Origin of the sequence: Candidatus Amarobacter glycogenicus (assembly GCF_016704105.1) — a bacterium.
In the GTDB taxonomy this organism is placed as follows: domain Bacteria; phylum Chloroflexota; class Dehalococcoidia; order Tepidiformales; family Tepidiformaceae; genus Amarobacter; species Amarobacter glycogenicus.
The window spans coordinates 122,871-149,861 of sequence record NZ_JADJAT010000001.1; the positions used below are offsets into that span (position 1 = coordinate 122,871).

26 protein-coding genes and 1 other RNA gene are annotated in these 26,991 nt (G+C 65.0%); 16 read left to right on the forward strand and 11 right to left on the reverse strand.

What is annotated here, in order from left to right; all coding sequences use genetic code 11:
• Positions 1 to 4 precede the first annotated feature (4 nt).
• The 3 genes from ffs to IPG14_RS00650 all read right to left on the reverse strand — a co-directional run bounded on the left by ffs (position 5) and on the right by IPG14_RS00650 (position 2,369).
• Positions 5 to 268: signal recognition particle sRNA large type (gene ffs, locus IPG14_RS00640), an RNA gene on the reverse strand.
• Between the two features lie 50 nt (positions 269 to 318).
• A complete protein-coding gene (locus tag IPG14_RS00645) occupies positions 319 to 843 on the reverse strand; it encodes an acetyl-CoA carboxylase biotin carboxyl carrier protein subunit (RefSeq protein WP_343384605.1) in 525 nt (174 codons plus the stop codon).
• Positions 825 to 2,369 carry an acetyl-CoA carboxylase biotin carboxylase subunit gene (locus IPG14_RS00650; RefSeq protein ID WP_343390590.1) on the reverse strand — a complete coding sequence of 515 codons (1,545 nt, stop codon included), beginning with the start codon at positions 2,367 to 2,369 and terminating at the stop codon, positions 825 to 827. Before IPG14_RS00650 ends, IPG14_RS00645 begins: the two co-directional genes overlap by 19 nt.
• A gap of 109 nt (positions 2,370 to 2,478) precedes the next feature.
• Here IPG14_RS00650 and IPG14_RS00655 point away from each other — a divergent pair, with 109 nt between their 5' ends.
• From IPG14_RS00655 to IPG14_RS00670, 4 genes are read left to right on the forward strand one after another with little or no spacing between them, the layout of a single operon-like run.
• Positions 2,479 to 4,836 carry an endonuclease MutS2 gene (locus IPG14_RS00655; protein ID WP_343390591.1) on the forward strand — a complete coding sequence of 786 codons (2,358 nt, stop codon included), beginning with the start codon at positions 2,479 to 2,481 and terminating at the stop codon, positions 4,834 to 4,836.
• A 9-nt stretch (positions 4,837 to 4,845) separates the two neighbouring features.
• The gene (locus IPG14_RS00660; RefSeq protein ID WP_343390592.1) at positions 4,846 to 5,241 is read left to right on the forward strand and encodes a hypothetical protein; all 396 of its coding nucleotides are present in this window, start codon (positions 4,846 to 4,848) and stop codon (positions 5,239 to 5,241) included.
• A 4-nt stretch (positions 5,242 to 5,245) separates the two neighbouring features.
• Complete coding sequence (locus IPG14_RS00665) at positions 5,246 to 6,592, forward strand: replication-associated recombination protein A (protein ID WP_343390593.1); 1,347 nt, start codon at positions 5,246 to 5,248, stop codon at positions 6,590 to 6,592.
• Positions 6,589 to 6,915: a hypothetical protein gene (locus IPG14_RS00670; RefSeq protein WP_343389733.1), complete on the forward strand. Its 327-nt coding sequence runs from the start codon at positions 6,589 to 6,591 to the stop codon at positions 6,913 to 6,915. Before IPG14_RS00665 ends, IPG14_RS00670 begins: the two co-directional genes overlap by 4 nt.
• Before the next feature lie 18 nt (positions 6,916 to 6,933).
• Here IPG14_RS00670 and IPG14_RS00675 read toward each other — a convergent pair whose 3' ends face one another.
• Together IPG14_RS00675 and IPG14_RS00680 are read right to left on the reverse strand one after the other, a co-directional pair.
• Positions 6,934 to 7,557: a histidine phosphatase family protein gene (locus IPG14_RS00675; RefSeq protein WP_343390594.1), complete on the reverse strand. Its 624-nt coding sequence runs from the start codon at positions 7,555 to 7,557 to the stop codon at positions 6,934 to 6,936.
• 149 nt (positions 7,558 to 7,706) lie between these two features.
• Positions 7,707 to 8,153 carry a hypothetical protein gene (locus tag IPG14_RS00680; RefSeq protein ID WP_343390595.1) on the reverse strand — a complete coding sequence of 149 codons (447 nt, stop codon included), beginning with the start codon at positions 8,151 to 8,153 and terminating at the stop codon, positions 7,707 to 7,709.
• A gap of 254 nt (positions 8,154 to 8,407) precedes the next feature.
• Between IPG14_RS00680 and IPG14_RS00685 the strand changes: the two genes are divergently transcribed.
• From IPG14_RS00685 to IPG14_RS00705, 5 genes are all read left to right on the forward strand, one after another.
• Complete coding sequence (locus tag IPG14_RS00685; protein ID WP_343389736.1) at positions 8,408 to 8,740, forward strand: hypothetical protein; 333 nt, start codon at positions 8,408 to 8,410, stop codon at positions 8,738 to 8,740.
• A gap of 76 nt (positions 8,741 to 8,816) precedes the next feature.
• A complete protein-coding gene (locus IPG14_RS00690) occupies positions 8,817 to 9,170 on the forward strand; it encodes a hypothetical protein (protein ID WP_343389737.1) in 354 nt (117 codons plus the stop codon).
• A gap of 66 nt (positions 9,171 to 9,236) precedes the next feature.
• Complete coding sequence (locus tag IPG14_RS00695; RefSeq protein ID WP_343389738.1) at positions 9,237 to 9,920, forward strand: ABC transporter ATP-binding protein; 684 nt, start codon at positions 9,237 to 9,239, stop codon at positions 9,918 to 9,920.
• The gene (locus IPG14_RS00700; protein ID WP_343389739.1) at positions 9,917 to 12,106 is read left to right on the forward strand and encodes a hypothetical protein; all 2,190 of its coding nucleotides are present in this window, start codon (positions 9,917 to 9,919) and stop codon (positions 12,104 to 12,106) included. The genes IPG14_RS00695 and IPG14_RS00700 overlap by 4 nt, the downstream gene beginning before the upstream one ends.
• Before the next feature lie 355 nt (positions 12,107 to 12,461).
• Positions 12,462 to 13,991, forward strand: coding sequence for a YifB family Mg chelatase-like AAA ATPase (locus IPG14_RS00705; RefSeq protein ID WP_343390596.1), 1,530 nt, complete (start codon positions 12,462 to 12,464; stop codon positions 13,989 to 13,991).
• Positions 13,992 to 14,191: 200 nt separating this feature from the next.
• Here IPG14_RS00705 and IPG14_RS00710 read toward each other — a convergent pair whose 3' ends face one another.
• The 3 genes from IPG14_RS00710 to IPG14_RS00720 form a co-directional block, all read right to left on the reverse strand.
• On the reverse strand, positions 14,192 to 14,533 hold the full coding sequence (locus IPG14_RS00710) for a YciI family protein (protein WP_343390597.1): 342 nt from the start codon (positions 14,531 to 14,533) through the stop codon (positions 14,192 to 14,194).
• A gap of 127 nt (positions 14,534 to 14,660) precedes the next feature.
• A complete protein-coding gene (locus IPG14_RS00715; protein ID WP_343390598.1) occupies positions 14,661 to 15,656 on the reverse strand; it encodes a phosphotransferase in 996 nt (331 codons plus the stop codon).
• Complete coding sequence (locus tag IPG14_RS00720) at positions 15,656 to 16,153, reverse strand: CinA family protein (protein WP_343384620.1); 498 nt, start codon at positions 16,151 to 16,153, stop codon at positions 15,656 to 15,658. Before IPG14_RS00720 ends, IPG14_RS00715 begins: the two co-directional genes overlap by 1 nt.
• A gap of 63 nt (positions 16,154 to 16,216) precedes the next feature.
• On the opposite strand from IPG14_RS00720, the gene IPG14_RS00725 reads away from it, so the two are divergent.
• Positions 16,217 to 16,948: a hypothetical protein gene (locus IPG14_RS00725; RefSeq protein ID WP_343390599.1), complete on the forward strand. Its 732-nt coding sequence runs from the start codon at positions 16,217 to 16,219 to the stop codon at positions 16,946 to 16,948.
• A gap of 7 nt (positions 16,949 to 16,955) precedes the next feature.
• Here the strand turns inward: IPG14_RS00725 and IPG14_RS00730 are convergent, their stop codons facing one another.
• Positions 16,956 to 17,405: a helix-turn-helix domain-containing protein gene (locus tag IPG14_RS00730; RefSeq protein WP_343390600.1), complete on the reverse strand. Its 450-nt coding sequence runs from the start codon at positions 17,403 to 17,405 to the stop codon at positions 16,956 to 16,958.
• A gap of 132 nt (positions 17,406 to 17,537) precedes the next feature.
• Here IPG14_RS00730 and IPG14_RS00735 point away from each other — a divergent pair, with 132 nt between their 5' ends.
• From IPG14_RS00735 to IPG14_RS00760, 6 genes are all read left to right on the forward strand, one after another.
• The gene (locus IPG14_RS00735) at positions 17,538 to 19,304 is read left to right on the forward strand and encodes a dihydroxy-acid dehydratase (RefSeq protein ID WP_343384623.1); all 1,767 of its coding nucleotides are present in this window, start codon (positions 17,538 to 17,540) and stop codon (positions 19,302 to 19,304) included.
• A 54-nt stretch (positions 19,305 to 19,358) separates the two neighbouring features.
• Positions 19,359 to 19,940 (forward strand): PH domain-containing protein, encoded by a 582-nt coding sequence (locus IPG14_RS00740; protein WP_343390601.1) that lies wholly within the window; start codon positions 19,359 to 19,361, stop codon positions 19,938 to 19,940.
• Between the two features lie 55 nt (positions 19,941 to 19,995).
• Complete coding sequence (locus IPG14_RS00745) at positions 19,996 to 20,985, forward strand: M23 family metallopeptidase (RefSeq protein ID WP_343384625.1); 990 nt, start codon at positions 19,996 to 19,998, stop codon at positions 20,983 to 20,985.
• Positions 20,986 to 21,148: 163 nt separating this feature from the next.
• Positions 21,149 to 22,090, forward strand: coding sequence for a COX15/CtaA family protein (locus IPG14_RS00750; protein ID WP_343390602.1), 942 nt, complete (start codon positions 21,149 to 21,151; stop codon positions 22,088 to 22,090).
• Entirely contained in the window at positions 22,087 to 22,989 is a 903-nt protein-coding gene (locus IPG14_RS00755) for a heme o synthase (protein WP_343384627.1), read from the forward strand. Before IPG14_RS00750 ends, IPG14_RS00755 begins: the two co-directional genes overlap by 4 nt.
• Before the next feature lie 228 nt (positions 22,990 to 23,217).
• Positions 23,218 to 24,318 (forward strand): plastocyanin/azurin family copper-binding protein, encoded by a 1,101-nt coding sequence (locus tag IPG14_RS00760; RefSeq protein WP_343389749.1) that lies wholly within the window; start codon positions 23,218 to 23,220, stop codon positions 24,316 to 24,318.
• A 93-nt stretch (positions 24,319 to 24,411) separates the two neighbouring features.
• Here IPG14_RS00760 and IPG14_RS00765 read toward each other — a convergent pair whose 3' ends face one another.
• Together IPG14_RS00765 and IPG14_RS00770 are read right to left on the reverse strand one after the other, a co-directional pair.
• Positions 24,412 to 25,704: a CoA transferase gene (locus IPG14_RS00765; RefSeq protein ID WP_343390603.1), complete on the reverse strand. Its 1,293-nt coding sequence runs from the start codon at positions 25,702 to 25,704 to the stop codon at positions 24,412 to 24,414.
• A gap of 2 nt (positions 25,705 to 25,706) precedes the next feature.
• The gene (locus tag IPG14_RS00770; protein ID WP_343390604.1) at positions 25,707 to 26,990 is read right to left on the reverse strand and encodes a CoA transferase; all 1,284 of its coding nucleotides are present in this window, start codon (positions 26,988 to 26,990) and stop codon (positions 25,707 to 25,709) included.
• Between the last annotated feature and the right edge of the window lies 1 nt (position 26,991).

Sequence of the window (26,991 nt, forward strand, 5' to 3'; positions counted from 1 at the left end):
TAGGCTGTGCACCTGCTGTCGAACCTGGTACCGGGCTTGCCCATTGCCAGCAAACTCAGACCCGGTGTACCTGCGGCACCCGAAGCGGGCTCCTTATGGCTGCTTCCTTCCGGACCTGACCAGGTTCGAAGTGCATCGCCGCGCAGGACCAGGTCGTCAACGTTCTTTGGCAGGGGCAGTCCCCGATGCATCGGCCCTCGAGCAGGAATTCAACCCCGCTGGAGCGGATTGCGGGTACAGGGCACCGCTAGTTCCCCGTCTAGCACAGCCACTCGTAACCGTACTCACCGCCCGCGCCGGGGGTCAAGCGCAGGGGCGTTACTCGCCCTTCAAATGGAGCGCGACGAGGAGATCTCCGGCGTTGACGCGTTGGGCCGGTTTCACCGGCACCTGCTCGACTGTGCCGGCGGCTGGAGAGCGAATCTCGTTGTTCATCTTCATCGATTCGATGACGAGGAGGACGTCACCGGCTTGCACGGCCTGGCCAGGGGCGCAGCGCACCTCCACGATCGACCCGGTCATCGGCGCGGTGATGCGCCTGGGACCGGATGCTTCCTGGCGTCCGGCCCGGGCCGCCGTCTGGGGACGCCAGCGCTCTACGTCGTAGTCGAAGATGTGGCGCCCAATCGTGGCGACGGCGCCGCCCCGGCGGCGCTGCAAGAACAGTTCTGTCGGATGGCTGTCGACCATGAGGAGGTAGAGCTGCGAGTCACCAATCGGCTGAAGCTCGACGGCTTTCCACTCCTCGGTGCCGGCCCGGCGCACGCGAATACCGTCGCCCGAGCGGTCGATTTCGTATTCACCCTCGGAATCAACATCTCGTACTAGATACTTTTCGGCCATCGTCCCATCGCCTTTGCTTCGCTTAGCCCGCCCATGCGCCCTCGCCAGGCCGACGAGCCATTCCGGTGACCGTTCGTGGCTGCGGAGTTGCCTGTGGAATCAACGGCCACTTCCGTTTCACCACCTGTCACCAGGAGGAGTGCCGCCATTTCAGCGAGTTCGCGCTGTTCCGCGAGCGGCTCCGCGGCGAACACCTGGTGCCGATCGAGGAACCCGGTATCGACATTGCCGCTGACGAAGTCCGGGTGGTCAAGGATCTGCTGCAGGTAGGGGATGTTGGTCGCAACTCCAACGACCCGGAATTCCGCCAGGGCGCGCTTCATTCGGGTGCGCGCGCCCTCCCGGTTTCGACCCCACGCGGTGACTTTCGCCAGGAGCGAGTCGTAGTAGGGGGTCACCTCGACCCCGTCGTAAAGCGCGCTCTCAACGCGGATGCCGGGGCCCGCAGGTTCGCGAGCGAACACGACTTTGCCCACTGACGGAAGGAAATTGTTGAACGGGTCTTCCGCGACGATCCGGCACTCGATGCCCCAACCGCGGGTGAGGAGGTCGGCCTCCTCGTAGGGCAATTCCTCGCCCGCCGCGACGATGATCTGATCCTTTACCAGGTCGGTGCCGGTCACGATTTCCGTGACCGGATGTTCGACCTGGAGGCGCGTGTTCATCTCGAGGAAGTAATAGCTGCCGTCCTCGGTCAGGAGGAATTCCACCGTACCGACATTATGGTAGTTCGCGGCACGAGCGATGCGCACGGCCGCGCGGGTGAGACTGCGCCGGAGCTGGGGAGACACCGCGATGCTGGGGCACTCTTCGATGAGCTTCTGGTGACGGCGCTGGATGGAGCACTCGCGTTCGCCCACAGGGACGGCGTTCCCGAATTTGTCGCCGATGACCTGGACTTCGATGTGCCGGACCCGCTGAAGGTTCTTCTCGACGTAGATGGCGGCGTTACCGAAAGCCGCCTGGGCCTCCTGCATCGCGCGCGCCGCAGCCTCGCGGAACTCCCTAGGAGAATTGATGAGGCGAATCCCGCGCCCGCCACCACCAGCCGCGGCCTTGACCATCACGGGGTAGCCTATGCGGTCGGCAAAGGCGAGAGCTTCATCGATGGATTCCACCTCGCCGCTACCGGGCAGGACCGGCACGCCACATTGCTCGGCGATGCGGCGTGCGGCGATCTTGTCTCCGAGCAGCCTGATCGACTCGGGCGAAGGGCCGATGAACTCGAGTCCCGCATCGCGGCACGCTTCGGCGAAGTCGGCGTTTTCAGCGAGGAAGCCGTAGCCCGGGTGAATGGCGTCGGCCCCGCAAGCCTTGGCCACGGCGATGATCTTATCACCATTCAGGTAGCTTTCACGCGCATTCGCCGGGCCTATCAGGTGGGCTTCATCGGCGTAGCGGACGTGCTGGGAGAGACGATCGACCTCGGAGTAGACGGCTACAGATGCGATGTCGAGGTCGCGCAGCCCCCGGACGATGCGGAGCGCAATCTCGCCGCGATTGGCCACGAGAACCTTCGAAAACATCCGTGATCCCTGTACTTCTCTAGCTGGAGTCGATGGCAAAGCATACGAGCGGGCCTGTACTGGCGCGAATCCTCTGGCCCGCCTTCCAGCAGCGCTCTACGCTTGGAAGGTGGATGAACACACGATCCGTGTGCTTGAGTTCGAGAAGGTGCTGGCGCTCCTCGCAGATGAGGCAGCTTTCAGCATAGGGCGCGAACTGGCCATGGCCGTCAGGCCGGAGACCGAATACGACCGCGCCTTCGAACTCCAGGCACAAAGCGCCGAAATGCGCGCGTTGGACCAAATGGGCATCGACGTCCCGTTCTCGGGCGCCCACGACATTCGCGGTGCCATTCGCGCCGCCGGCATCGGACAACTCCTGGAGCCAGGCGACCTCGTCGAATCCGCGCAGACATTGCGCACTGCCTGGAGTGCACATCGCGTCATCGAGAAACTCCGTGATCGTGCCCCGCAGCTCGCTCTGATAGCGGACGAGATCAGCGACTTCCGCCGGTTCACGGATGAAGTCGACCGCGCGATCACGCCGCGCGGCGAGGTGGCTGATAACGCGAGCGAGCAGCTCGGGACCACGCGCCGGGAACTGCGTCTTGCCGAGTCGCGCCTCGAACAGCGCGCCCACGCAGCTCTCGCCGACGCCATACGTCGCGGGGTCGCGCAAGAAGGACTGCTGACCGAACGGAACGGGCGCAAGGTCATCCCCATCAAGGCGGATTACCGCGGCCAGGTCCAGGGCATCGTCCACGATGTCTCTTCGAGCGGTGCGACCGTTTTCATCGAGCCGATGGGCGTCGTCGACGCAGGGAACCAGGTGCGGGAACTCCAGCTTGCCGAACAGCGCGAAGTCCGGCGCGTGTTGCAGCGGTTGTCAGCGATCCTCGGAGACATGGAGGCGGAGGCACTACGAAGCACGATGGCGCTGGCCAGGCTCGATGTCATCACGGCGAAGGTCCGCCTCGGGCGGCGAATGAAGGCCGCGCTGCCGCCCCCGGGCGAGGTCGCATCCTGGTTCAAGGACGGCGGGGCCACGGTAATCAAGCGCGGTCGCCACCCGCTGCTGCGCGGAGAAGTGGTGCCGACGACCATCGAAGTCGGGGGTGAATACGCCGGTGTGCTCATCACGGGACCGAACACCGGCGGAAAAACGGTTGCGCTGAAGACGCTCGGGCTGCTGACATTGATGGCCCAGGCGGGCATCCCCATTCCCTGCGACGATGGCAGCCGCTTCGCCTGTTACCCGCGCGTGTACGCCGATATCGGGGACGAGCAGAGCATCGAGCAGTCCCTCTCGACGTTCTCGTCGCACATGCGCAACATCATCACAATCCTGGCAAAGGCGGAGCCCGGGACGCTGGTGCTGCTTGACGAGCTAGGGGCGGGCACGGACCCCGCGGAAGGCGCCGCGCTCGCCAGGGCCATCCTCGAAACACTGCTCGAACGTGGATGCACGCTGGTAGCGACCACCCACCACGGCGAACTCAAAGTCTTCGCCCATAACGACCCTCGACTCCGCAACGCTTCGGTCGAATTCAACATCGAGACGCTCAGCCCGACCTATCACCTGACTATCGGTCTGCCAGGGCAATCAAACGCGCTCGCGATCGCTCGCCGGCTCGGACTATCCGACGATGTGCTGCAGCGAGCGAGCGACCAGCTTGCGCCAGAGCACTTCGAATTCGAGAACCTGCTCGGCGAGATCCGCAGCGAGCGGGCGGCGGCGACGGAGGCCCGCCACCGGGAAGAGCTTGCCCACCAGGAGGCCGAAGCACTCCGGCTCGCTCTCGCTGAACGGCGCGACACCATCGAGCACGAGCGGACGGCCATCCTCGCGGCGGCGCAGCGCGAAGCCGAAGACACGCTTGTCCGGATGCGTCGCGAAGCCGACACGCTGAAACGGAAGGCGGCGGCCCGGGATTTCGACGTCAGGTCGGCGGACGACACGCTGAAGCAGATGGGCGCCGACCTTGAGAAGCTAACGGCAGCAGCGAAACCGAGGCGTGCAACGCCGGCAGTGGTGAGTTTCCGGCGAGAGGTGCTCCCGGGCGACGTCATCCACGTGCGGGACATCCCCCAGCTGGGCGAGGCGCTTTCGCCTGTGGGCGACGACGGCAGGGTTGAAGTCCAGTTCGGGTCGCTCCGAATGAAAGTCTCGGTGGACCGCATCGACCGCATCGAGCAGGCGGGCCCTTCGGGCGAGAAGGTCGCCGTGCCGACGGGGCCGCCGGTCAGCATGGAGCTCGACCTGCGCGGCCAGCGCGCCGAGGCAGCCCTCGAGCAGTTCGAGGCGTACCTCGATGGAGCGTTCCGGGCCGGGCTTCCGTTCGTCCGGATCATCCACGGAAAGGGCACGGGCGCCCTGCGGGCGGCAATCCGGGAGGCGCTTGCGAATCACCCGCTGGTGCGACGCTTCGAGTCCGCCTCGCCCCAGGACGGCGGCGATGGTGTAACGATCGCGCTGCTTGCGGGTTAGACTGCCCGCGTGAGCACTTCCGTCGTCGTTGTCATCGCTGCACTCGCCGTCATTGGGGCCTCGGCCGCGGCGTGGTGGTACCTTCGCCGACGCCGGCGTGATGGCGCAATTTTCGAGGGCACATTCTCGTTCGGATGGGAAGTATCCTCGTTCGTCCCGGGCGACAGTTCGAAGACCTCGCCCCGTTACTGGGTAGCGTGGACACCCGAGTCCCGGTTGATGGAGAAGCTCAAAGAACAAGGCTACGATCCCGCCTGGACGGCGGGCTACGGCACGGTTCGCGCAAAGCTCGCCGGTACGCTTGAGAAGCGTGCCGAAGGCGGTTACGGGCACATGGGCCAGTATTCGGGTCAACTCACCGTCTCCCGCGTCCTCCAGATGAGCAAGTACGAACGCGGAGGCTAAGGGGATGCAACCGAAGCTCTCCTTCGGTGTCGAACCGATCCCGCCGGACGCGCCACTCGCAGCACGCATGCGCCCCCAGACGCTCGACGAGTTCATCGGCCAGGAAGAGGCCGTTGGTCCCGGCTCGATGCTCCGCGGCTCGCTCGAACGCGGACGCCTGCCCTCGTTCATCCTCTGGGGTCCGCCGGGATGCGGAAAGACGACTCTCGCCCGCATCGTGGCAAGAGGCGTGGAGGCCGAATTTGTCTCTGTCTCGGCAGTCTCTTCCGGCGTAGCGGACCTGCGAAGAGTCGTCGCCGAAGCACAGGCACGTCGCGCATCCGGGAGACGGACTGTCCTCTTCATCGACGAGATCCACCGCTTCAACAAGGCGCAGCAGGACGTCATCCTGCCCTACGTGGAAGACGGCACCGTCACCCTTATCGGTGCGACGACGGAGAACCCATCGTTCGAGGTGATCGCTCCCCTGCTGAGCCGGGCGCGTGTTGTCCGGCTGAAGCAACTGGGCCCGGCCGAACTCTCCGGGCTGGTGGACCGCGCGCTGGCCGACCGGGAACGCGGCCTCGGCACTCGCGAGCTCGCGATCGACGAGGGAGGGCGTCTTGCCCTGGCCGAAGGCGCCAACGGTGATGGCCGGGCTGCCCTCACGGCCCTGGAGATCGCTGCCGACGTGGCGGAGGCGGCCGGCCGACCGACGATCACCGCGCAGGATGTGGCGCAGGCGCTACAGGACCGCCGCCCGTACTACGACCGCCAGAGCGACTATCACTACGACACGATCTCGGCGTTCATCAAGACGATCCGCGGAAGCGACCCGGACGCTGCGCTGTACTGGCTCGCCCGAATGATCGAGGCCGGCGAGGACCCGCTCTTCATCGTCCGCCGGATGGTGATCCTCGCATCCGAGGACGTTGGCCTTGCCGACCCGCAGGCACTCGTGGTGGCGACCGCCTGCCAGCAAGCGGTCCATTTCATCGGCATGCCCGAGGGTTTCTACGCGATGGCGGAATGCGCGCTCTACCTCGCTCTCGCACCCAAGAGCAACAGCGCAGGGTCCGGGTACGCCCGGGCGATGACCGACGCCGCGAGGACAGCGCACCTGCCCGTGCCGATGCAGCTCCGCAACGCGGTGACGGGCCTCATGCGCCAGTTCGGCTACGGCCAGGGGTATCGATCGGCCCACGAAGAACAGGGCCATGTCGCCAGGGAAATGCGGTATTTGCCCGAAGAACTCGGCTCGCCACAGTATTACGTACCAGGCGAACTCGGATTCGAAGCCCGCGCCGTCGCACGGTGGTCGGAGCTTCGGGCGGGCGAGCCAACCACACTACCGGAACGAGAAGCCAAATGAAGATCGAATTTCTGTACTCCAAGAGCACAGGCCGCAGCGCCGCGGCAGAAGAGGCGCTGCGCCTCGCCATCGAATCGACCGACCCCACGATCGAGGTCAACTACACGGAGGTCATCGACTCCGAAGACGCGCGCGACAAGAAGTTCCTTGGTTCGCCTTCGATCCGTGTCGACGGCGTCGACGTGGAGTACGGCGACCGCGAGCCCGACGAATACCAGGCCGGGACGCGCTACTACAACACGCCCGAAGGCTGGAAGCCGTATCCCCACGCTCGCCTGATCGCCAACACGATCCTGGAAATGCAGGCCCGGGCGAAGAAGTAGCGGCCGTTCTGCCGCGGCCTATCCCCGGTCGACGGTCGTCTCGATGCCACTGAGGTGGCACATGTCGTTGTGTCTCGCGATCACCAGGCGCCCGGCACGGTCCCGAGTGATCTCGGTGAGCGAGCAGTTGCCGACCATGAAGGCGCCCGGCCGGTCCAGGTCCAGACCCACGACCATGTGGCAAATCGCACCGATCACTCCGCCGTGGGCCACTGCGACCGTGGTCCCTTCGAGTTGGCGGAGTCGCTCCAGGGCGTCCGCGAGCCGTCCATGGAAGGCGTCGCGGCCCTCCTCGCCAGGGAAGAGAAACCGCTCGCCACGGGCCCGGGATTTCAGCAGTTCCGGGAACCTTTCGCGCAGTTGCGAAGCGGTAAGGCCAGCCCCTTCGCCGATGTCGTACTCGGCAAGGTCCGCTTCGAGTCCAATTTCGAGGCGCATCGCATCAGCGATCACCGCCGCGGTTGTGGCGGCCCGCAGGAGTGGACTGGAGACGACACGGTCGGCTCCCAAATCGGCGAGGTGGCCACCCGTGAGGTGTGCCTGCCGGAGCCCGAGGTCGCTCAGCCCGTAGTCCAGGCGGCCCTGGAGCACACCCGCGGCATTGCCAACCGATTCGCCGTGACGAACAAGGATGAGTCGCATCTCAGTCGGTCACTTGCCGGGGAGAACGCGGAAGGCCGGGGACGGTGGTATAGCCGGGAACAGCGGTCATTGTCGTTCGCATGGTATCCCACACAGGCGTGCGGTTCAGCAAGCCGGCGGCGAGCGGTGGGTCACGGTGGCGGGCCGCCTCACCGGGCTAACAGACCCGCGAAGACATCGAGAGCGGCGTTGACGTTGGCCGCGGACTTGTGGAACCCGCCGTGGTCGGCCGTGGGATCCTCGATCGCCTTGAGGACAGCGCCGCCGAAGCGCTCGATCCAGGCCGCCGCTTCGCGCATCCCAGGGCAGCCATCGCGCGCAGGGTTGGCATCGCGTTCGCCGCAGAACGTCACCCAGTTGGTGCCTTCGAGCGGCTGTTGGCCGAGGAGACCAGCCTGTATTTCTACGTTCGGAGGGTAGTTCTGGCTGGGTTTCCCGGAATTCGCGACCGCCAGCAGGTAGTAGCCCGGGCCTTCGGTGGCATCGCGGGCGACGACCGCGTAGCTGTTGGCCGCACCACGGCTGAAGCCATGGAACATCACCGTCCCGGGCGCGACGCCTTCATGTTCGAAGGTCAGGGAGAGCTCGCGCTGCACCTCGGTGGGTGTCAGGTAATCTGCCGTCTCTTCGCCTTCGCCGTCCCACCATTGGAGGGCGACGATCCCGTAGCCACACGCTGCCCATCGTCTAAGAACCTGCTAGGAATTTACACATGCCGTGTTGTAATCCTGGGTCGCACTGACTAAGGTGTCGCCAAGCGTGTTCTGTCGCCGCCTGAGCGTTTGGCTTAGTTGGAAGCTTCAACCCTCGGACGGCAGCCCCAGAGACGGACGGCGCGCCGGGGTGGAGCGTGGCGATTGAATCTTTTGAAGCCTTAGCCGACATCATCGCTCTCCTCACGGATCACTGTGTCCGCGGCCTGAGAGACGACCATCACTTGGTTGTCGCAGGGCGCGTGAGCTCCGGGAACTGCGAGAAGGCTTCCGGCAAAGTCAATTACTCGCGTTCGCAGACGCAGCGCCGCTGGGATGAGGTCAAAGAACTCATCCTCGTCCCTCTCGGCCTGCCCCGCCACGACGATGTCCTGACCGGCATTTGGATAGTCCTCCACAAAGACTGCTGCAGCGCTCCAGCATTCTTACTGCTGAAAAACGATGGCAGATTCAAGAGCGAGGTTGCGTAGACGTGCGGCGATCGCGGCAGAACTATGTTCGACGACAAAGCGCGTTGTCGAATTTCGAATCAGTGAGGAGCACGAAATGGGACTTAAGTTCGCCTCGGCGATACTTGCCTTTGCTGTCGCTATCACTCCGGCACTCGCTTTCGGCGGGACCGCGTGGTACGACGGCTCAGACCCGGGAGACAACTACTCCTGGGATGTCAACTTCGACGACCAATCTGTGCGAATCCACGACGGCGAGTGCGACGGCGATGGAGCGTACTCACACTACTACACCACCACTGACCAGGGGACCCAGCGCCGAGTCGACGACCCAGACGGTTGCTCCAGCGGCGAAGGCACCGCTTCGTCACTGTTCTACCTCTACAGGCACCGCACGTGCGAGGACCATCAGTTCGCACCTGATCCTTGCAGCGGCTACGACTACGAGTAGTTTCGCCTAGAGACCGTGCTACTCAGTCAGTGCGGCCTCTTGGAGCAAGAATGAAGGCGGCGTCCAATGGCTGTTCTACGAGTTGAAAATCTCACCTTGGAAATCCCTGGACGTCGCCTTCTGGACAACATCTCGTTTGACCTAGAACGAGGCGAAAGCATAGCGATCATGGGGCCTTCCGGCGCAGGCAAAACATCACTTATTAACTGCGTCTGCGGCATTGTCAAACCGACCTCCGGCCGCATTTGGCTGGTCGACAGCGAGGTGACTTTGCAGACGGCGTCAAAGCGGGCTGCCAGCAGGCTCGCGAATGTAGGGTATGTGTTTCAGTTCGGGGAACTCCTACCTGAAATTAGCGTTTTGGAAAACGTCGCGCTCCCGCTCAAACTCCGAGGTGTTCCGTGGGATGATGCTGAACGTCGGGCCGCTCACCAGCTCGAGACTGTCGGGCTCGCGAACCGTGGCCGGGACAGTCCCGATGTCCTCTCAGGCGGCGAGGTCCAGCGTGTCGCGGTGTCGCGCGCCATGGTGACCGAGCCGGCGTTGATTTTGGCGGACGAGCCGACTGGTGCGTTGGACGAGGAGAACTCATCTCGAGTTTGCGATCTTATCTTCTCGCTAGCGACGACCTTCGGGGCAGCCGTCGTGGTGGGAACCCACAATCCCGAGGTTGCGAGCCGAGCTCACCGGTCGGTGATTCTTCGAGATGGGAGAATCGATGCGCGAGCCCGGATAGGATTACCGTCGTGATCGTTCGCTTGGCGTTTCGGCTCGCCACTAGCCGTTCGCCGGAGCATCGATGGCGGCAGCTCGCTGTCCCGCTAGCAAGCTCCATCTCGGTCATTCTAGTCTTGTTCGGGTCGGGCCTTTTGGCGGCCAATCGACGACAAGAGGAGCGTTTGCTCGAACGCACACCGATTCTCGCGGAAGTTCCCAGTGACGCCGATGTGTTGTTGCAGCCGCGTGCCGACGTGGTCAACGGTGACCAATATCTGACGATTTGGCTGGCAGCACCGCTGGAAGGCAATCCGCCGGTACCACCAGGCCTGCCGCGCTTGCCGACTCCTGGCGAGGCCTTCGTCTCCCCACGCTTGGCGCAAGTCTTGGCCGAGGACGTCGACTTCGCACGACGGTACCCGCTCTGGACACAAATTGGCTCCGACGGACTCGTAGCCTCTGATGAGCTGATCGCCTACGTTGGGTTGCCGCGCGATCGCGTAAACGAACGAACTCATCACATCGTCGCTTTCGGCCGGCCCTCAGGGTCTCAACGTGGGCTCGTACTCGGCTTGAGCGACCTGCCGAGGTCGAGCCAAATGGTTACCGGTGTGGTCATCTTCGCGTTTCTGCCGGGACTAATCCTGCTCTATCTCGGGGCAAGCGCGAACTCCGTCTTGAGGGACCATCGATTCCAAATATTGACCTGGCTAGGGGCTCCTCGAGGGACTCTGGTCAAAGTCGCGGTGGCCGAGGTGCTAAGTTTGGCGGCGCCGGGTGTCGCGCTCGGTTTGGTAACCTGGCTCGCGCTGGCTCCTAAGGTTGGTCCAATGCCGTTCGTCTGGATGGATCCCCTTAAAGGCGACCTTGTCCTACCTTGGTGGGTCGCCCTACTTGACAGCGTTGCCATCCTCGCAATCACGAGCACGCTTGCCGCCGCCGGCCCGTTGGCGATCGGGCGTCGACCAGACCTCCGGCCGCGCCCCAGTTTAGGCCGCGCGCGATTGCAGGATTACCGCCTCTATCCACTCGGCATCGCCGCGTTGATTCTGTTGGCACGTCCGTGGGTTTCGGAAGCAAGGGCGGATGGTCTTCTCGTGGCAGCAATGGTGCTCATGTTAGTTGGAGTGCCGCTGGTCGCGCCCTTGGTCGTGCGTCAGGTTGGAGTCCATCTCGCGCACATCCACACGGTGCCGACCTTATTGGCCGGAAGCCGCTTGGGCTGGGATCCAATCAGAAACGCGAGGCCCCACATAGCGGCCGCGACACTTGTCGCGCTGACGTTGACTGTCCTAGGTTACCAAAAGTTGACGAACGCTGAAATCCGTTCGGGACACGCTCCGCCGGTCGCCTTGGTAACGGTGAACATCAACGTCGCCACGGCGGACGAGATCGGACAACTTGCAAGTGAGTTGCGGCCAGCAGTGGTGGCGGTCTTCCGCGAGGACGCAAATCGGTGGATTGTTGGCGCCAACTGCCAAGAGATTTCTAGGCACATCGCCGGGATGGGGTGCGACCAGAACAGTCCAGCTGACTTCGATTCGACCGGAGAACTTCGCATGTCGCAAGCTCTCGGGCTCCCGTCGCAGCTCGACTTGGTGCTAGCGCCAGACCTGCGCCTGGGGACCGAGTGGCACGAGCACACCGGAAGTGAGTCTGCAACGCACGAACACGCTCCGTCCGACCTAAGTCAGACATCGCACTTCCATGATGGCCTGCTCGTCATAGACAGCACGACCAGCCCGGCCGACTTGGAACAATCCGTGGGAACCTTGACCACAACAGCCCTGCCCGGATCGAGCGTGCTCGGGGTTTCGCGCTTCAGGCGATACTATCCACCATCATGGAGTTGGACCGTTGCCGGCTTGGCGATGGCCGCCGCCGTCCTGACCCTTGGGACCATCCTGCCCATCATGGATCGATTGACCTCAACTCGCGCGCAGCGCCGGCACCTGCTGAAGATTGGTGTGACCGAGCGACGGTTAAGGTTCCTCGAGGCGTTGCTATTCGGTATTCCTTTCGCTGCGGTTATTGGCGTTGGTGTCACCGCCGGTATTACCTCCTGCTGGTTGCTTGTGTCCCAGGCTCACCCTCCGGGTCCGATGCCTTGGGCGTCAATTGTCGCCGTGTTGATGGCCGCGACAATCCCCGGAACTGCGGCAAGCCTAGCGGTCGCGCTCGGCATCGTTGGGTCATCAACAAGCGGCCAAGCTGAGTAGCCGACACCTGGGCCCAGTTCGGAACTAACCGGCCCGTGCTCGCTTGCACATCGTGGCCTGGAGCTTCCAGCGATGGCCTTCAAGGGGGAGGCCACCGTCGTCGAGCCGTTCTTGACATGGGTTATGCCAATCAGGCGGTTGGCGTTGTCGTACGAGTTGGTCGAGACAATGCCGGTGCGGGAGGGAAGCGTGGTAGTCGTCATCCTGTCTGCATCATCGTACGCGTAGGCCGTCGCGCTCGAGTTCCAGTCAGTGACAGATGTGAGGCGGCTGCCGTCCCTTGTGGGCCTTGCTGCCGTCGCTGCTCAGTTCCCCTCACGTTGACCCCCCTGCCGCCGCGCCCCAGAATCGCGGCGTGCTCGCAAAGGTCCTGAGCTGTGCGGTCGTGGGCCTCGATGGCGAACTGGTCGACGTCGAAGTCGATATCACGCGTTCGCAGCTGCCGGCGACGACGGTGGTCGGTCTGCCGGATACCGCGGTCCAGGAGTCACGCGAACGGGTCCGCTCCGCCATCCGCAACAGTGGCCTGAGCTGGCCGAACGGGAGCAAGGTCACGATTTCTCTTGCCCCGGCCGACCTGCGCAAGGAAGGCCCGGCCTACGACCTCCCGATCGCCACGGGCATTCTCCTTGCCTCGGGCCAGGTCGTCGCCGATGTCGAGGACGCGGTGTTCATCGGGGAGCTGGGGCTCACGGGGGAGGTCCGGCCGGTGCGTGGGCTGCTCCCGATGGTGATGCTCGCCGCCGCTCGGGGGATGAAGCGCGCCTTCGTGCCCGAGCAGAATGCGCCCGAAGCCGCGCTGGTCGACGCGATGGCCATCTACCCGGTCACGAGCCTGGCCTCGCTGGCTTCGCATTTGCTCGCGGCGGTGCCGATCGATGCTTACCATCGCGAGCCCAGCGCGGGCCAGCCAGAGCCGCCGGCGAACGTCACGGACTTCGCGGACATCGTCGGGCAGGAGCATGTGAAGCGGGCCCTCGAAGTGGCGGCAGCCGGAGGACACAACATCGTGCTGAAGGGCCCTCCTGGGAGTGGCAAGACGCTGCTCGCGCGCGCCGTGCCTTCGATACTGCCGCCGCTGACTACGGCGGAGGCGATGGAGGTGACGCGCATCTACAGCGTCGCCGGGCTCCTGCCCTCGAACACGGGCCTGATCACGAACCGTCCCTTCCGGGCGCCGCACCACACCATTTCGAACGCAGGGCTGGTGGGAGGCGGGTCGATCCCGCGCCCGGGCGAGATCACGCTGGCCCACCGGGGAGTCCTCTTCCTGGACGAGTTGCTGGAGTTCGACCCGCGCGTCCTGGAGATGCTCCGGCAGCCTATCGAAGACAAGACGGTGACGATCAGCCGGGCACGACAGGCCGTCACGTTCCCGGCGAGTTTCATCCTCTGCGGGAGCTTCAACCCATGTCCGTGCGGCTACGCGGGAGACCCGGAACGCGAGTGCGTCTGTCCGCCCCAACTGATCTCCCGGTATCAGCGGCGGCTTTCCGGTCCGCTGATGGACCGCATCGACCTGTTCGTCGATGTGCCTCGCGTGCCGTTCGAGAAACTCAGTGGGCTATCAGGCGGCGAGAAGTCGGAGGCGGTGCGGGAGCGTGTCGCTCGAGCACGGCAGGTGCAGTCGGGAAGGTTCGACGGTTCGCCGGGACACACCAACGCAGAGATGACGCCGCCGCAGGTGCGCGACTTCGCCCAACGGCAACTCGCAGACGGGGCCGGCGACGTGCTGAAGCTGGCAGTCGAGCGGCTGAACCTCTCGGCGCGGGCGTTTCACCGGCTGCTAAAGGTGGCGCGGACGATCGCGGACCTGGCGGACAGCGACGGCATCGAAACGCCGCATATGGCGGAGGCGATCCAATACCGGGCGCGAATCGAGTAGCCCCAGTGCCGACAACTGACAGGTGGGTCCGGAACGACTGATACCGGGGCCCCGCGGCAACTTGTGCTTCACTGTCTCGCCCCCAACGCAAAGCGCCGGGCCGGTTCTCGGAAACGGCTCTCAGAGGCGCAGTCAGACGTATGGTGCGTGCACCCCAGCCTGGCGGATAGGCCGCTCGGTTGGTGCCTTCGGGGCCTTCGTCAGTTGAATCGGCGCACCTCGACTGGCGCTCTGCAGGCGACAGCGGCCTTGCGGGCCCACGCCAGCGCCTCCTCAAGGTCAGCAGCCTCCAGCAACCACAACCCGCCAACGTGTTCCATGGTCTCCAGGTACGGCCCGTCGGTAACGAGCACCGTACCGTTTGCCGTGGCCCGGAGCGACTTCGCGCTGCTGGCAGGTTGCAAGCCGCCAACGAAAACCCTGACTCCGGCGACCTTCATCTCGGCGTTGAGCGCGTCGATATCGCGGGACATCGCCTCGTCCTCTGCGACGGACGGGTCGTAATCGTCAGGACGGTGGATGGAAACCAGGTACTGCGTCATGTCTTCTCCTGTGGCGGTCTTTGGGTCAGGCCGGTGGCCCCTTCTTCGCGATGTGGACGAACGCTCGGACCGGAATTCGACACGCCAGCAGCTTTCCGGCGCGCGAAAGGTTGCCCGGCAGCCCGGCCTATCCTGTCGCCGCTCGCACGAACCGCTCCTCGATCCTGGCTTTCCACGCCTCATCCGCAACGCGTCCCAACTCCTCGGCCATGGCCGGGAGGAACTTCGCGACCCGCGTGTTCCCCTGCAGGAAATAGGCGGACCACGCCCACAGTCCTACGACCCGGCTCTGCCACCAGAGCCTGAGCCCGAGCCGGCATTCGCCTTCCGAGAGGCTGACGTGTTCACGATAGCCGGCGAGGTACTCCTCCAGCAGGGGCGTGTCCAGGAGCTGCGAGAACGACAGCGAGCGGATGACCTCCCAGACGCGCGGGTCTGTGTGCCAGAGTTCCCAGTCGGCAACGGCGGCGATGGCATCTCCTTCCCAGAGCACCTGGTGATCATGGAAATCACCGTGAAGCACCTGGGCCGGCAGAGACTGAAACGACTTGGGCGGAGCGACGTCCATGGCTTCCAACAGCGCTTGCTGCGTCGCCAGGGCCCCCAGCACCCAGGTTTCCGCGCCGGAACGCGGGGCGACCGTCCGCACCTGCTGGAGCAGGGCGAGAGACTCCGCCTTGTCCCAATGCATCTGCATCGTCGCGCCGGCGCTCAACGGGTGTCCCGCGAGCAGCGACTGGATGCGCCCGTGGGCCATGCCAAGGGTCCGCGCTTGCGAGGGGGTGAGACTGCCGCGGGGCAGCACCTCGCCTTCAACCCAATCGAAGACCGCCCACCGCCCGACCATCTGGATAATCGACTCATCGGCCGGCGTCTGTGCGGGAACCGGTACGGGGACGCCTCGATCGGCGAGCCAAACGACGAGTGCGTGTTCGCCGCGGATCCTGTCGAGGAGCAGGTCGTCGCGATAGCGCCGGACGAACTTGCGCCCGCCATCGGTTTCGACGGCGAAGTTCCAATTGAGCGTACCGCTGGTCACCGGGATCGGCTCGCCGAGCGGCCAGAGGCCGAAACGGCCGACGACATCGGGGATGAGGTTCGCGAAGTCCTCGTGGCCTGGCACTACCCCGCCGCCCCTACCTGCTCGATGAGCAGCTGGAGCACTCGCTGGCTGATGTGCACCATCACTTCGGCCCGGGTTCCGGGGAAGACATGCTCTTCCGTGACGGTCCCGTGCGGACCTGCGCAGGCGATGGCGACGGAGCCGACAGGCTTGGGCGACCTTCGGCTGCCCTGGGGCCCGGCGATGCCACTTTCGGCGACCGTCCATGCCGGCCCCATCGCGCGCTTCAACCCTTCGGCGGTGGCGGCCACCCATTGAGGGCTGACAGCGCCGTGTTCGCGGGCAATCTCGCGGTCCAGGCCGAGTTGTTCCCAGCGCTGGGCGCCGGCGTAGGGAACGATCCCGCCATCGAACCAGCGCGAAGCGCCCGGGACGCTCAACATGCGCGCGCTGATGAGGCCGCCCGCGGTGGTCTCCGAGACGCCGACCTTTTCGCCTCGGGCAACGAGCAGTTCGCCGAGTTCGGCCGCAAGTTCATCGTGTTCAAGTGGGTACATGGCGGAGATTCTACCGTGAGCGGTGCCAGAACCGGCGAGGTTCCCTCTGGTAAGCTCAGAGGAATGGGCACCGAGGTCGATTTCGCCGGCGCCGAACGGCTTCTCCGCGAAGCAACGTTCCTCGATTGCCGGCCGGTCTGGTACTCCTCCAACTACGTCTACCTGGCCCAGGTCTGTGCGGATGATCAGCAGTTCGCGGCGATCTACAAGCCGCACAAGGGTGAGTCCGCACTGTGGGACTTCCCCGATGGTCACCTCTACAAGCACGAAGCGGCCGCGTACGAACTGGCAAAGCTGCTCCGCTGGGACTTCGTACCGCCGACGGTAGTACGCGACGGACCGCACGGCGTCGGGTCGCTCCAGATGTTCATGCCACATGACCCGGAAGAGCATTTCTTCGTCCAGCGGGAGCGGGAGGAGTTGCTCCCGCAGTTAATGCGCATGTGCGCCTTCGACGCCGTGGCCAACAACGCCGACCGCAAAGGTGGCCATTGCCTGCTGGATGCGAATGGCCACATCTGGGGCATTGACCATGGGCTTTGCTTCCACCCCGCGCACAAGCTCCGGTCGGTCATCTGGGAATGGGCGGGCGACGAGATCCCGGCGCCGTTGCTGGCAGACATCGAAACGGCCGGGCTGGCCATCGCGGCCGAGAGCGACGAAGCGGCGCCGCTGCTGGCGCTCCTCCACGAGCACGAAAGCACGGCCATGCTTCACCGCATCGAACGCTTGCTCCGGGACAAGCGTTACCCGGTGCCCGGGCAAGCGCGTCACTATCCGTGGCCGATGGTGTAGGGGACGTTTAGCGCCGGGGGACGACGTACTCCGCTTTGACCTGACGGGCATCGAGGGTTTCCCGGCAGTGGGCGCAGACCAATTCGGCCTCAGGCGCGTGACCACACTCGTGGGTGAGCTTCAACGGTGGCCCGGACTCGCCAGCCATCCACTTGTCGCCCCAGGTGAGCATGGCGATGAGCACCGGGTAGAGGTCCCGGCCCTTTTGGGTGAGCCGGTATTCGCAGCGGGGCGGTCGATCCTGGTACTGGCGACGCTCGAGCACCTCGTTGTCGACAAGGCTCTGGAGCCTGGCGGCCAGCACGTTCCGCGCAATTCCCAGGTTGCCCTGGAAGTCATCGAAGCGGCGGACGCCGCTGAACGCCTCGCGGATGACGAGCATCGTCCACCACTCCCCCACGACCTCGAGGGTGCGGGCGACCGAGCATGGCATGTCGGCAAAACTGGTGCGTCGCATTGGCAGCTCCTCGAAAGAGGATACGCCGTGCGAGTTTCTCTCAACAACCCACCCCGCGAAGCGGGACTCCGAGGCGAAACCTCGGGCCGGGCATTTGATACGGCGGGCCGCATGGCCGAACATGCTCTTTCCATGAGCAACTCCTCCAAACAGCCTTTCGTCTCCCGGAATCCGGGGCGTGACGTGCAGCGCGTCGGGACCGCGCGCGTCCTCGGACAGGACCCGACGAAGATCTACGATCCCGTATGGGGCGTCATTGGCAACCTGGGCGACAGCCAGTGCTACATCGGCGTCAACGCCAAGGTCGAAGCGGTCCACCAGGCAATGTCCGATCGGATTGCGAAAGACGACCTGGCCGTGCGGCTGATCGCGCCTGCATACACGATCGGCGTCTCCGATGGCCAGCTGAACGGCACGGACCGCATGCCCTATTCGCTCATCGGGCGCGAAGTGGTGCACGACTCGGTCACGTTGCATCTGAGCGCCAACGCCGTGAAGGGCGTGATCGCGGTCGTCGCCTGCGACAAGCCGCCGGTCGGGACGCTGGCGGCGGTGCTGGAGCACAACGAGCCGGCCGTGCTGCTCTCGGATGGGTCGATCATGCCGGGACACGATCCCGAGACCGGCGAACGGATCGACCTCGTTTCGGCGTTCCAGGTGGCCGCCGACCCTAGCGACGAGAAGCGGACTCGCTATGCCATGCACGGGTGCCCCGGGTATGGCAGCTGTGCGGCGATGTACACCTACAACACGATGCAGTCGTTCATCGCCGTCCTCGGGATGGAACCGCTGAGCATGGTGGCGCCTACCGCCGAGGACCCGCGGCGCGTGCAGGAATTCCCGCAGCAGCTGGTCGACTGTCTGACGACGATGACCGAACGGGGCATCCGGCCCCGCGACATCGTGACGGCAGCCTCGTTGCGGAACGCCCTGACCGTCGCGATTGCGCTCGGCGGGTCGACGAACGTCGTGCTGCACAGCGTCGAAGTCGCGCGTGCAGCCGGCATCGACCTCTGGCGCGAGGTGATCACCGAGGCCGAGTTCAACGATCTCTCGCGGCGAGTCCCGGTTGTGGCCGATGTCAAGCCGTTCGGCCGCTTCTATATGGAGGACGTCGAAGACCGGGGCGGGCTCCAGGTCGTCGTGAAAGACCTGCTCGAGGCCGGGTTCCTCGAGGGAAGCTGCCTGACGTGCACGGGCGAGACGCTCGCAGAGCAGGTCGCGCGGCTCGCGCCGGATGCGCCCGACGAGGACGTGCTGCATTCGGTGAAGACTCCGTACAAGCCGACGGGCGGCCTTCGTTTGCTCCACGGCAACATCGCACCGGGCGGCGGCGCCGTCATCAAGGTCGCGGGCGTCGAAGGCGGGCTCGAAGACGGGAAGTTCGTTGGCCGCGCGCGCGTTTTCAACAGCGAAGCGGCCCTCCTCGAGACATTGGGCGCGGCTCCCGAGACCTTCCTCGACCGCGACATGGTGGTGGTGCGCTATGAAGGGCCTCGCGGCGCCCCGGGGATGCCCGAAATGCTCGACCCCACCTCCCGGATCACGACGCTGTGCCGGCAGCAGGGCATCACGATCGCGCTAATGACCGACGGCCGGTTCTCCGGCGGCTCGGTCGGGCTCGTCATCGGACACGTTTCGCCCGAGGCAATCCAGGGCGGGCCGATCGCGCTCCTGCAGGATGGCGACACGATAACCATCGACATCAACCAGGACCGGATCGACTGCAAGGAGCTGGACGACCCGGCCGAGGCGAACCGGCGGGCGGCCGCCTGGCGGGAAGCCACCGAGCGCAACGGCGGCACGCATCCCGACGCGCGGCCGGTGTCGAACCGGCTCCTTAAGCGGATGCGCACCGAGGCGCGATCGCCACTTGAAGGCGCGGGATTCGGTGGCTGAGCCAGCCCTGTTCGCCGAGGCGAATGTGTCGCCACGCGCGGTGACGGGCCAGCCGTGACGGAGCAGCCCGACATCCCGCCTCCGTCGCCAGCCGGGCGGCCGACGCCGAAGCTTCCCTTCGAGCTTCAGTCGGATGAGGTCGTGCTGCTCTTCGCCCGGCGCCATTGGCTGTTCTTCTACGGATACCTCGCCGTCGTCATCCTCTCGGGCATCGTGGGCACCATCGGGCTCGTGCTCCTTGTGCTCTCAACCGTCGGCTTCGACGGACTCGCGGGGAAGGGTATCGCGGCGGCGCTGATTGCCTGGGCCGGCTACTGGGGCGTGAGGGGTTACTTCCACTGGTATCGCTACCAGAACGACATCTGGGCGGTAACGAACCAGCGGCTGGTGGACTCGATCAAGCGGCACTGGTTCCACCATGAGATGGCCTCGGCCGACCTGGTCGATGTCCAGGACATGCGCGTCGTCCGCGAAGGCATCCTCCACACAATGCTCAACTTCGGCGACGTGCGCTGCCAGACGGCCGGGGAGGTCCCCAACTTCGTGCTGGATGGCATACCCGACCCGAAAAGGGTGCTGGCGGTGGTCGATGCCGCCCGCGACGCTGCCCGGCGCGCCTTGCGGGACCCCATCTAACGGTTTTTACACAATCTTGCATGACCGGGAGTCTGCGACGGGCTACCGTGACCCAATGCTGACGCGGCGGCGTTTCATCGCCGGAGCATCCGGAGTTGTGGTCCTGGGGACCCTCGGGCGCAGCCGGGTTCGCCTCGCCCTCGGCGAAGGCGGTTCGCCGGCGGGCACGCCGGTGAGGGCGGCTGAATCGGGACTCCCGTATCGCCTGCTCGCGCCGAACATCAGCAACGACGGGCTCTTTCCAACGATTTCGGTCTCGCAGTTCAGCCCGTACCAGGGTGGAGCGATCCTCGTGAGTGCCATCAACGCAGTCGCTGGGAGCGCCCATGTGTTCGGACGGCAGTACACGCTTGCGATGGGACCGGAAGGGCTTTCCGGGTTTGTCGGCTTCGGGACGGAAGACCCGGCCGGACCGGCGAGGCTTTCGGTCCATGTCGTCGGCACGTTGGAGGAACAGCTCGACTACTCGTACGACCTCACCGTGCGCAAGACCCAGTGGACGTTCGACGATATCTACCTGCCCCCAGCCCCACCGCCCGACCCGAACGCCCCACCACCTCCGCCGCCGCCTCCCGACGAGACGCAGCGGTTGAAGGATCTCTATGCGATCGTCACCACGCGCCAGTGGGAGGGTTCTTGGCAGATCCCCCTCGAACTCGGCGGGGACGTCTGGGTAAGCGGCTACTTCGGGGAAGAACGGTCGTTCAATGGGGGTCCCCGCGGCGGGCATCATGGCGGGACGGATATCGCGGCGCCCGCAGGCACGCCAATTCGCGCGACAAACCGTGGCATCGTCGTCTTCGCGGAAGAAGGGCTCTATCGCGGAAACCTCGTGGTCATCGACCATGGCGCGGGGGTTCTCAGCAGTTACGGCCATCAGTCGGCGCTACGCGTAACGGTCGGTGACACGGTGGAGCGGGGAGATGTTGTCGGGCTGGTAGGTTCCACCGGCCTTTCGAGCGGACCGCACCTGCACTGGGAGATGGCGGTGGGCGGCGTGCTCGTGGATGGGCTGCGCTGGCTGGACGGGACACAGGGCTTTTAGGCGGAGCGGATCGGCACGCCGCTTCTTTCCTTCCCAGCCGTTCGCCTTGCCCTCCCAACGCGGCAATGGCAACCTTTCCTCTGGAAGTTAGGACAGGCGTGGGACCGCCTCTCCGTTCGAGCACGTACTGGCGCCTCCGCCGGAAAGGCACAGCACTCCCCCGATGGTTTTCGCACGACGGCTGGCGGTCGTTACCGCCCTTTCGACACTCGTCCTCGTGGGCGTTGGCGTGCTGGTGCGCGCGACCGGTTCGGGCCTCGGTTGTCCCGATTGGCCACTCTGCCACGGCGGGGCCGTGCCACCCAGCCACCAGGAATCATGGATCGAGTTCTCGCACCGCTTCGTCGCGATGCTGGTGGGTTTCCTGGTCATCGGGGTAGCGATTTGCGCATGGAAGTACTACCGCCATGTGCCATTCATCGTCTGGGTCGCCACGCTGACGGTCCCGCTTGTTGGGCTGCAGGGCCTCCTGGGCGCGATCACGGTCGTCCGCGAACTCCCGCCAGAAATCGTCGCGACGCACCTGCTCACCGCCATGATCGTGCTGAGTTGCGAGATCGCTGTGGCGATCGCCATGTACGTGGAGGATCCAGCGACGCAGGGCGCCAGTCTCGGCAGTCGGCCCGGAGCGAGCGCCATCGGAAAGCTTGCGCTCGTTTCCATCGTTTGGATGGCGTTCGTGCTCTGGATTGGCGGATACATGACGGAGAGTGGCGCGGCCACTTCTTGCGAGGGCTGGCCGCTCTGCAATGGCTCCATCCTTCCCGCCTCCGATGACCACGAGGTCGTCCACATGGCACACCGGTACCTCGCCGGAGCGTTTGCGTTCTTGATCGTGCCGCTGGTGGTCACCGCCTGGCGCAGGCGGGAGGAAGTCCGGTGGGCTGGAGCGGTCGCGGCTCTCGCAGGCGTGCTTTACACGGCGCAGGTGATCGTCGGCGCCCTGAACGTCTGGTACACCTTCCCGGACCCGCTGACGATTTCGCACACGGTGATCGCGGCATCGATCTGGTTTACGCTCTCAGGCGCGGTTGCGCTGGCGTATTACTCGCCGGCTGTCGCCCGCGTCCCCACGCCCCTAACGAAAGCCGGAGCGCCCGCATGACCGCTGAAGCCATGGCCATTGCCCGGCCCGACATCGGCACGACTATCCGCAACTACATCTCGCTCACGAAGCCCATGATCATCGCCCTGCTGTTGATCACGACCGTGCCGGCGATGGTCGTGGCCGAGCGAGGTTGGCCGTCGTCCTGGCTGGTGCTGGCAACACTGATCGGAGGTTCGCTCTCCGCGGGCGGGGCGAACGCGATCAACTGCTGGTACGACCGGGATATCGACGGCGTGATGCGCCGCACGCAATCTCGCCCGCTGGTTACCGGTGAAATCGAACCGCTTCACGGCCTCATCTTTGGGATCGCCCTCGGGGCGTTCGCATTCGGCTTTCTCTGGGTTACCACGACGCTCATGGCGGCGGCACTCGCCCTGGCCGCACTGCTTTTCTATGTTTTTATTTACACCGTTTGGCTGAAGCGCCGGACGCCCCAGAACATCGTCATCGGCGGCGCCGCCGGCGCTTTCCCGCCGATGGTCGGTTGGGCGGCCGTCACCGGTGAGATGTCGGTGGCCGCATGGATGATGTTCGCCATCATCTTCTTCTGGACGCCGCCGCACTTCTGGGCACTCGCGCTGCGGCTCGAAGGCGACTACGCAGAAGCAGGGGTGCCGATGCTGCCGGTGACCAACGGCGCAGGCTACACGCGCACGCAGATCCTGCGATACAGCGTTGTGCTTGTCGTTGTCTCGCTCCTGCTTGGCCCGGCGGGCGACCTGAGCTTCATCTACTACGCGACGGCCCTTGCGACCGGCGCAGCCTTCGTGGCGATGGCCGCCAGGCTCTGGCGAAAGCCCGCAAGCACGCGACCCATCGACCTGTACAAGTATTCGCTGCTCTACCTGGCATTGTTGTTCGTGGCGATGGGCGTAGACGCGGCCGTGCTCGCGTAGGGACCTTGCCACACCAGACTGGCGAGAGGCCGCGGGCCGAGTGGACGGTTTCTTGACAGGGTTTATACCCCGTCCTATAACTCCGATTGCGACGCCGTTCACAATCGGGATTGAGCCGCCCATCGGCGCGCGGGCGTCTCACCGGTGCTTCGTCGACGCTGCCGGGCTGGCGTTGTTTACTACGCTAATACACCGTCAAATTGGGCCTTCGAGGAGACACGCGACCCGATGGATCATTCAGATAACGGACACGCCACCCACGGCGACAGCTCCCAAGCCGACTCCACGCTCTGGCCGGTCGCGGCGGGCATCGGGGCACTGCTGCTCGGTGCAGCCTTGCTGTTCTACACGCGGGACCAGGACGCGGCCTTCGCGGCGCCACTGCTCGGCGCGGCGATCGTCGTTGCGCTGTTCGCGATGGTTGGCTGGGTCTGGGACGATCGGCGGACAAAGCAGCGAGCTGCTTCCGGGGCGGCACTGGGTGAGGCCCGCTACACGCAGGTAGTCACTTTCGCGATCGCGGAGGACCAATACGAGGCATCCCGGGCCACGGACGGAATCGTGAGCCAGCTTGAAGACACGAATAACCAGCTTCGCGGGCTTAAGGGGTTCCAGGATCTCCGGGTCATCGTCTCGGCTTCGGGCACTGGCCCGTCCCAGGCACTCGTGGAGACAACGTGGGCCGACCGCGAAGGCCTGGCGACCTATGAGGAGACCCGCGCAACCCTGCTCGACTTGCTGGCGAAGAGCGAACAGCAGGTTGTCCCGGGGTCGGTGCAGGTTTTCGACATGGAAGTCGTCCGCGACACGAAGGAAGTCGCAGTCCGCTTCGGCACGGCAGCGATTGTGAGCACGTTCGGCGCGGTGATCCTGGGCGGGTTCATGATCGGCGCGGGAGTTGGTCTCTTCTCTGACGGCGGCTCGGGAGGCGGCGGGGTGCCAACCGCGGCTCCCCCGTCTGACACGATCGTTGCGAAGAACACGAAGTTCACCACGGGAACGACGATCGTCGCTCCCCCGAACACGGCGATCACCTTGAAGTTCGATGACCGGGACGAGACGCCGCCGCACAACGTGCAGATCTTCGCAGGGGGTCAGACCTCTGGCCCACTGCTCAAGGGTTGCACTGCGGGTTGCGCGAGCGATGACGTGACCACGGAACTCAAGGGCGGAATCCGCATCGATACTTTCACGTTCACAACGCCGGCGGCGGGCGAGTACGCCTTCAACTGCCTGGCACACCCGACGCAGATGATCGGTAAGCTCGTGATCCAGGAAGGTGCGCCGGTCCCCGGCGCGGCAGCCCCGGCAGCGGCAGCAGCACCGTAAGGTCGTTCGCCGCCGTCAGAGCAACGTCGAGAGCCCCGGCAGGACAATCCTGCCGGGGCTCGCTCGTTGTCTCACCCCGGTGGGGGTGTCGCGTTACTCCATCACTCCGCTCGCCATGAGCTCGACGAACTCGTCGTCTGAAACGCCGATGAGGTCCTTGTAGACGTACTCGTTGTCTTCGCCGAGCATCGGGGCGGCCTTCGTGAGCTCGCCCGGTGTCTCCGAAAGCCGGAATGCCGGTGCGTCGTAGGTGCGCAATCCCATGTACGGGTGTTCGAGCTTCCAATAGTGGTGACGGTGCGCGAGCTGGGGGTCGGCGTGCATCTCTTCGGCTGATTGGACGATGCCGCAGGGGACGCCGAAAGACTGGAACAGTTCCACCACCTGTTTCGTCGTGAACTTGCGCACCGGTGGGCCTTCCACGCCTTCCTCAGTCTGGAATTCTTCTTCCGTCTCCGCCCTGGTGTAGTCCTCGAACCAGTAGCCGAGGTGCCGGTCGATTTCCTTCTGTTCGTTGAGGCGTTGCCAGCGGCGGCGCATGCGATCCATGTCGCACCACTCGGGGCGGCCGAGAGCGGCCTTGAGGCCCTCCCAGTGCTTTTCTGTTGCACAGGCGACAGCCACCCAGCGACCATCGCGGCAGCGGTAGGCGTTGTGGGGGGCAGCTTCCATGTCGTGGTTACCGAGGCGAATCTGTTCGTGCCCGTTTGCGGTCCAATCCAGGATCGCCGTGCCGAGCCCGTGGACACCGGCTTCGAGCTGGCTGAAGTCGATGAACTGACCCTTTCCGGTCCGGCGCCGGTAGTCCAACGCGGCGATCACGGCGACGGCCGCGAAGTGCGGCACGAGGAAATCTGTGTAGGCGATTCCGGTGCCAATCGGAGGGCCGTCTTCCCATCCGGTGAGGTGGTTGAAGCCGGACGCCGCCTGAAGCACATGGCCGTAGCCCATGTAGTTCGCCCACGGCCCGGTCTGGCCATAGAGCGGCATCGAGACCATCAACAGGTCGTCCCGGCCCGCGCTGAGGCTCTCGTAGTCGAACCCGAACCGGGCCATCGTCCCCGGCGTGTAAGACTCGGTCACGACATCGCACTTCGCCACCAGCCGCCTGACGAGTTCCGGGCCGCGCGGGTGCTTGAAATTCACCGACATGCAGAGCTTGGAGGAATTGAAGTTGGCGTAGTAACCGGAGCCATCGATGTTCGGCGTGTCGTTCACGAAGGGACCCACGCGGCGAAGCGCCTCGGGGTAGGTGCTCGACTCAATTCGAATGACTTCGGCGCCGTGGTCGGCCAGGTACTTCGAGACGGTTGGGCCAACGCCCACCCATGCGAAATCGGCGACGCGCAGGCCTTCAAAAGGCTTCTTTCGTGCTTGCTGGGCCATCGCTACACCACCATCTTTAGCTTCAATCGGCGAAGCTCCGCAGCGTCGATACCGAGCAGGCCGGAGTAGACCTGTTCGTTATGTTCGCCGATGTGAGGAGCGCGGCCGCGTTGCCGCCACGGTGTTTCACTCAGCCTGTAGGGCGCACCGGGATAGATGAAGGATTCACCGATGTCGTCGTGGGCGACACGCACCCAGTATTCGCGGTCGGCGAGTTGCCTGCTTTCCACGATTTCGCCGGGACTGAAGACAGGCGCCCAGCCGAAACCACGGTTCTGGGCTTCGGCGACGAGCGCCTCTTTCTTCCTCGGTTTGCAGAAGGCCGACAGCGTCTCTTCGACGTAGGCACGCTCCTCGGCGGCGAGGGGCTCCGTTGCCGTGAGTTTCTTGCGCCAGGCCGGCAGGGCAAGGTCCCGGGCTTCGCCAGACTCGGCGAGCCAATCGATAGCGGCATCCGCCCGCAGCCCGATGAGCCCGCCGACAGCCAGGGCGGTGATCCAACCGTCCGCGGTTTCGAAGAGATACCTGCCGCTGCGGACGCCAGCTGTCTGGCGGCCGACGCCGGGACCGTAGGTGTTGACATGGCGGATGTCCCAGGTCTGTTGGGCGTGATCCATGGCGTTGGCCATGGCCTCCTGCATGGAAACGTCCACGTGCTGTCCGACGCCCGCGTTCACGGCGCGAGCATACAGAGCGACCATCGCGCCGGTTGCCGCCTGGGCATTCACCTGGGCGAATGCCTGGGGAGCGGTCGTCCGGACAGGTCCGTGCTCGTCGTCGCCGTTCAGGTGCATGTGGCCGCCCATCGCGGAAGCGACGATGTCGGTCGCCGCCCAGTTCGCGTAGGGGCCTGTCTGGCCGAAATTGGTGATGCTCACGAGGATCGCGGCCGGGTTCGCGGCGGACACACTGGCGTAATCCAGTCCCAGTGCCGCCGACTCCCCGGGGGCGCGCGTCTCGACGATGATGTCAGCCGAGGCGATGAGCTTCCGGAGGATCTCGCGCCCGGCTTCGAGCCTGAGCTGGAGGGTGATCGAACGTTTTCCGGCGTTCATCGCCCACCAGTAGAGGCTGGTGTTCGGGCCCTGCTCGCCTTTGAAAAACGGCCCGTTCGCACGGGTTGGGTCGCCCTCCCGCGGCGGTTCTATCTTGATGACGTCGGCGCCAAGTTCAGCGAGTAACCGGGCACATAGTTGTCCCTTCTCGTCGGCCAAATCGAGCACACGGTAACCCGTAAGTGGTCCGTCTCCGTGCTCGAGCGGGACGGGCGGGCTTTCTTGCGTCATA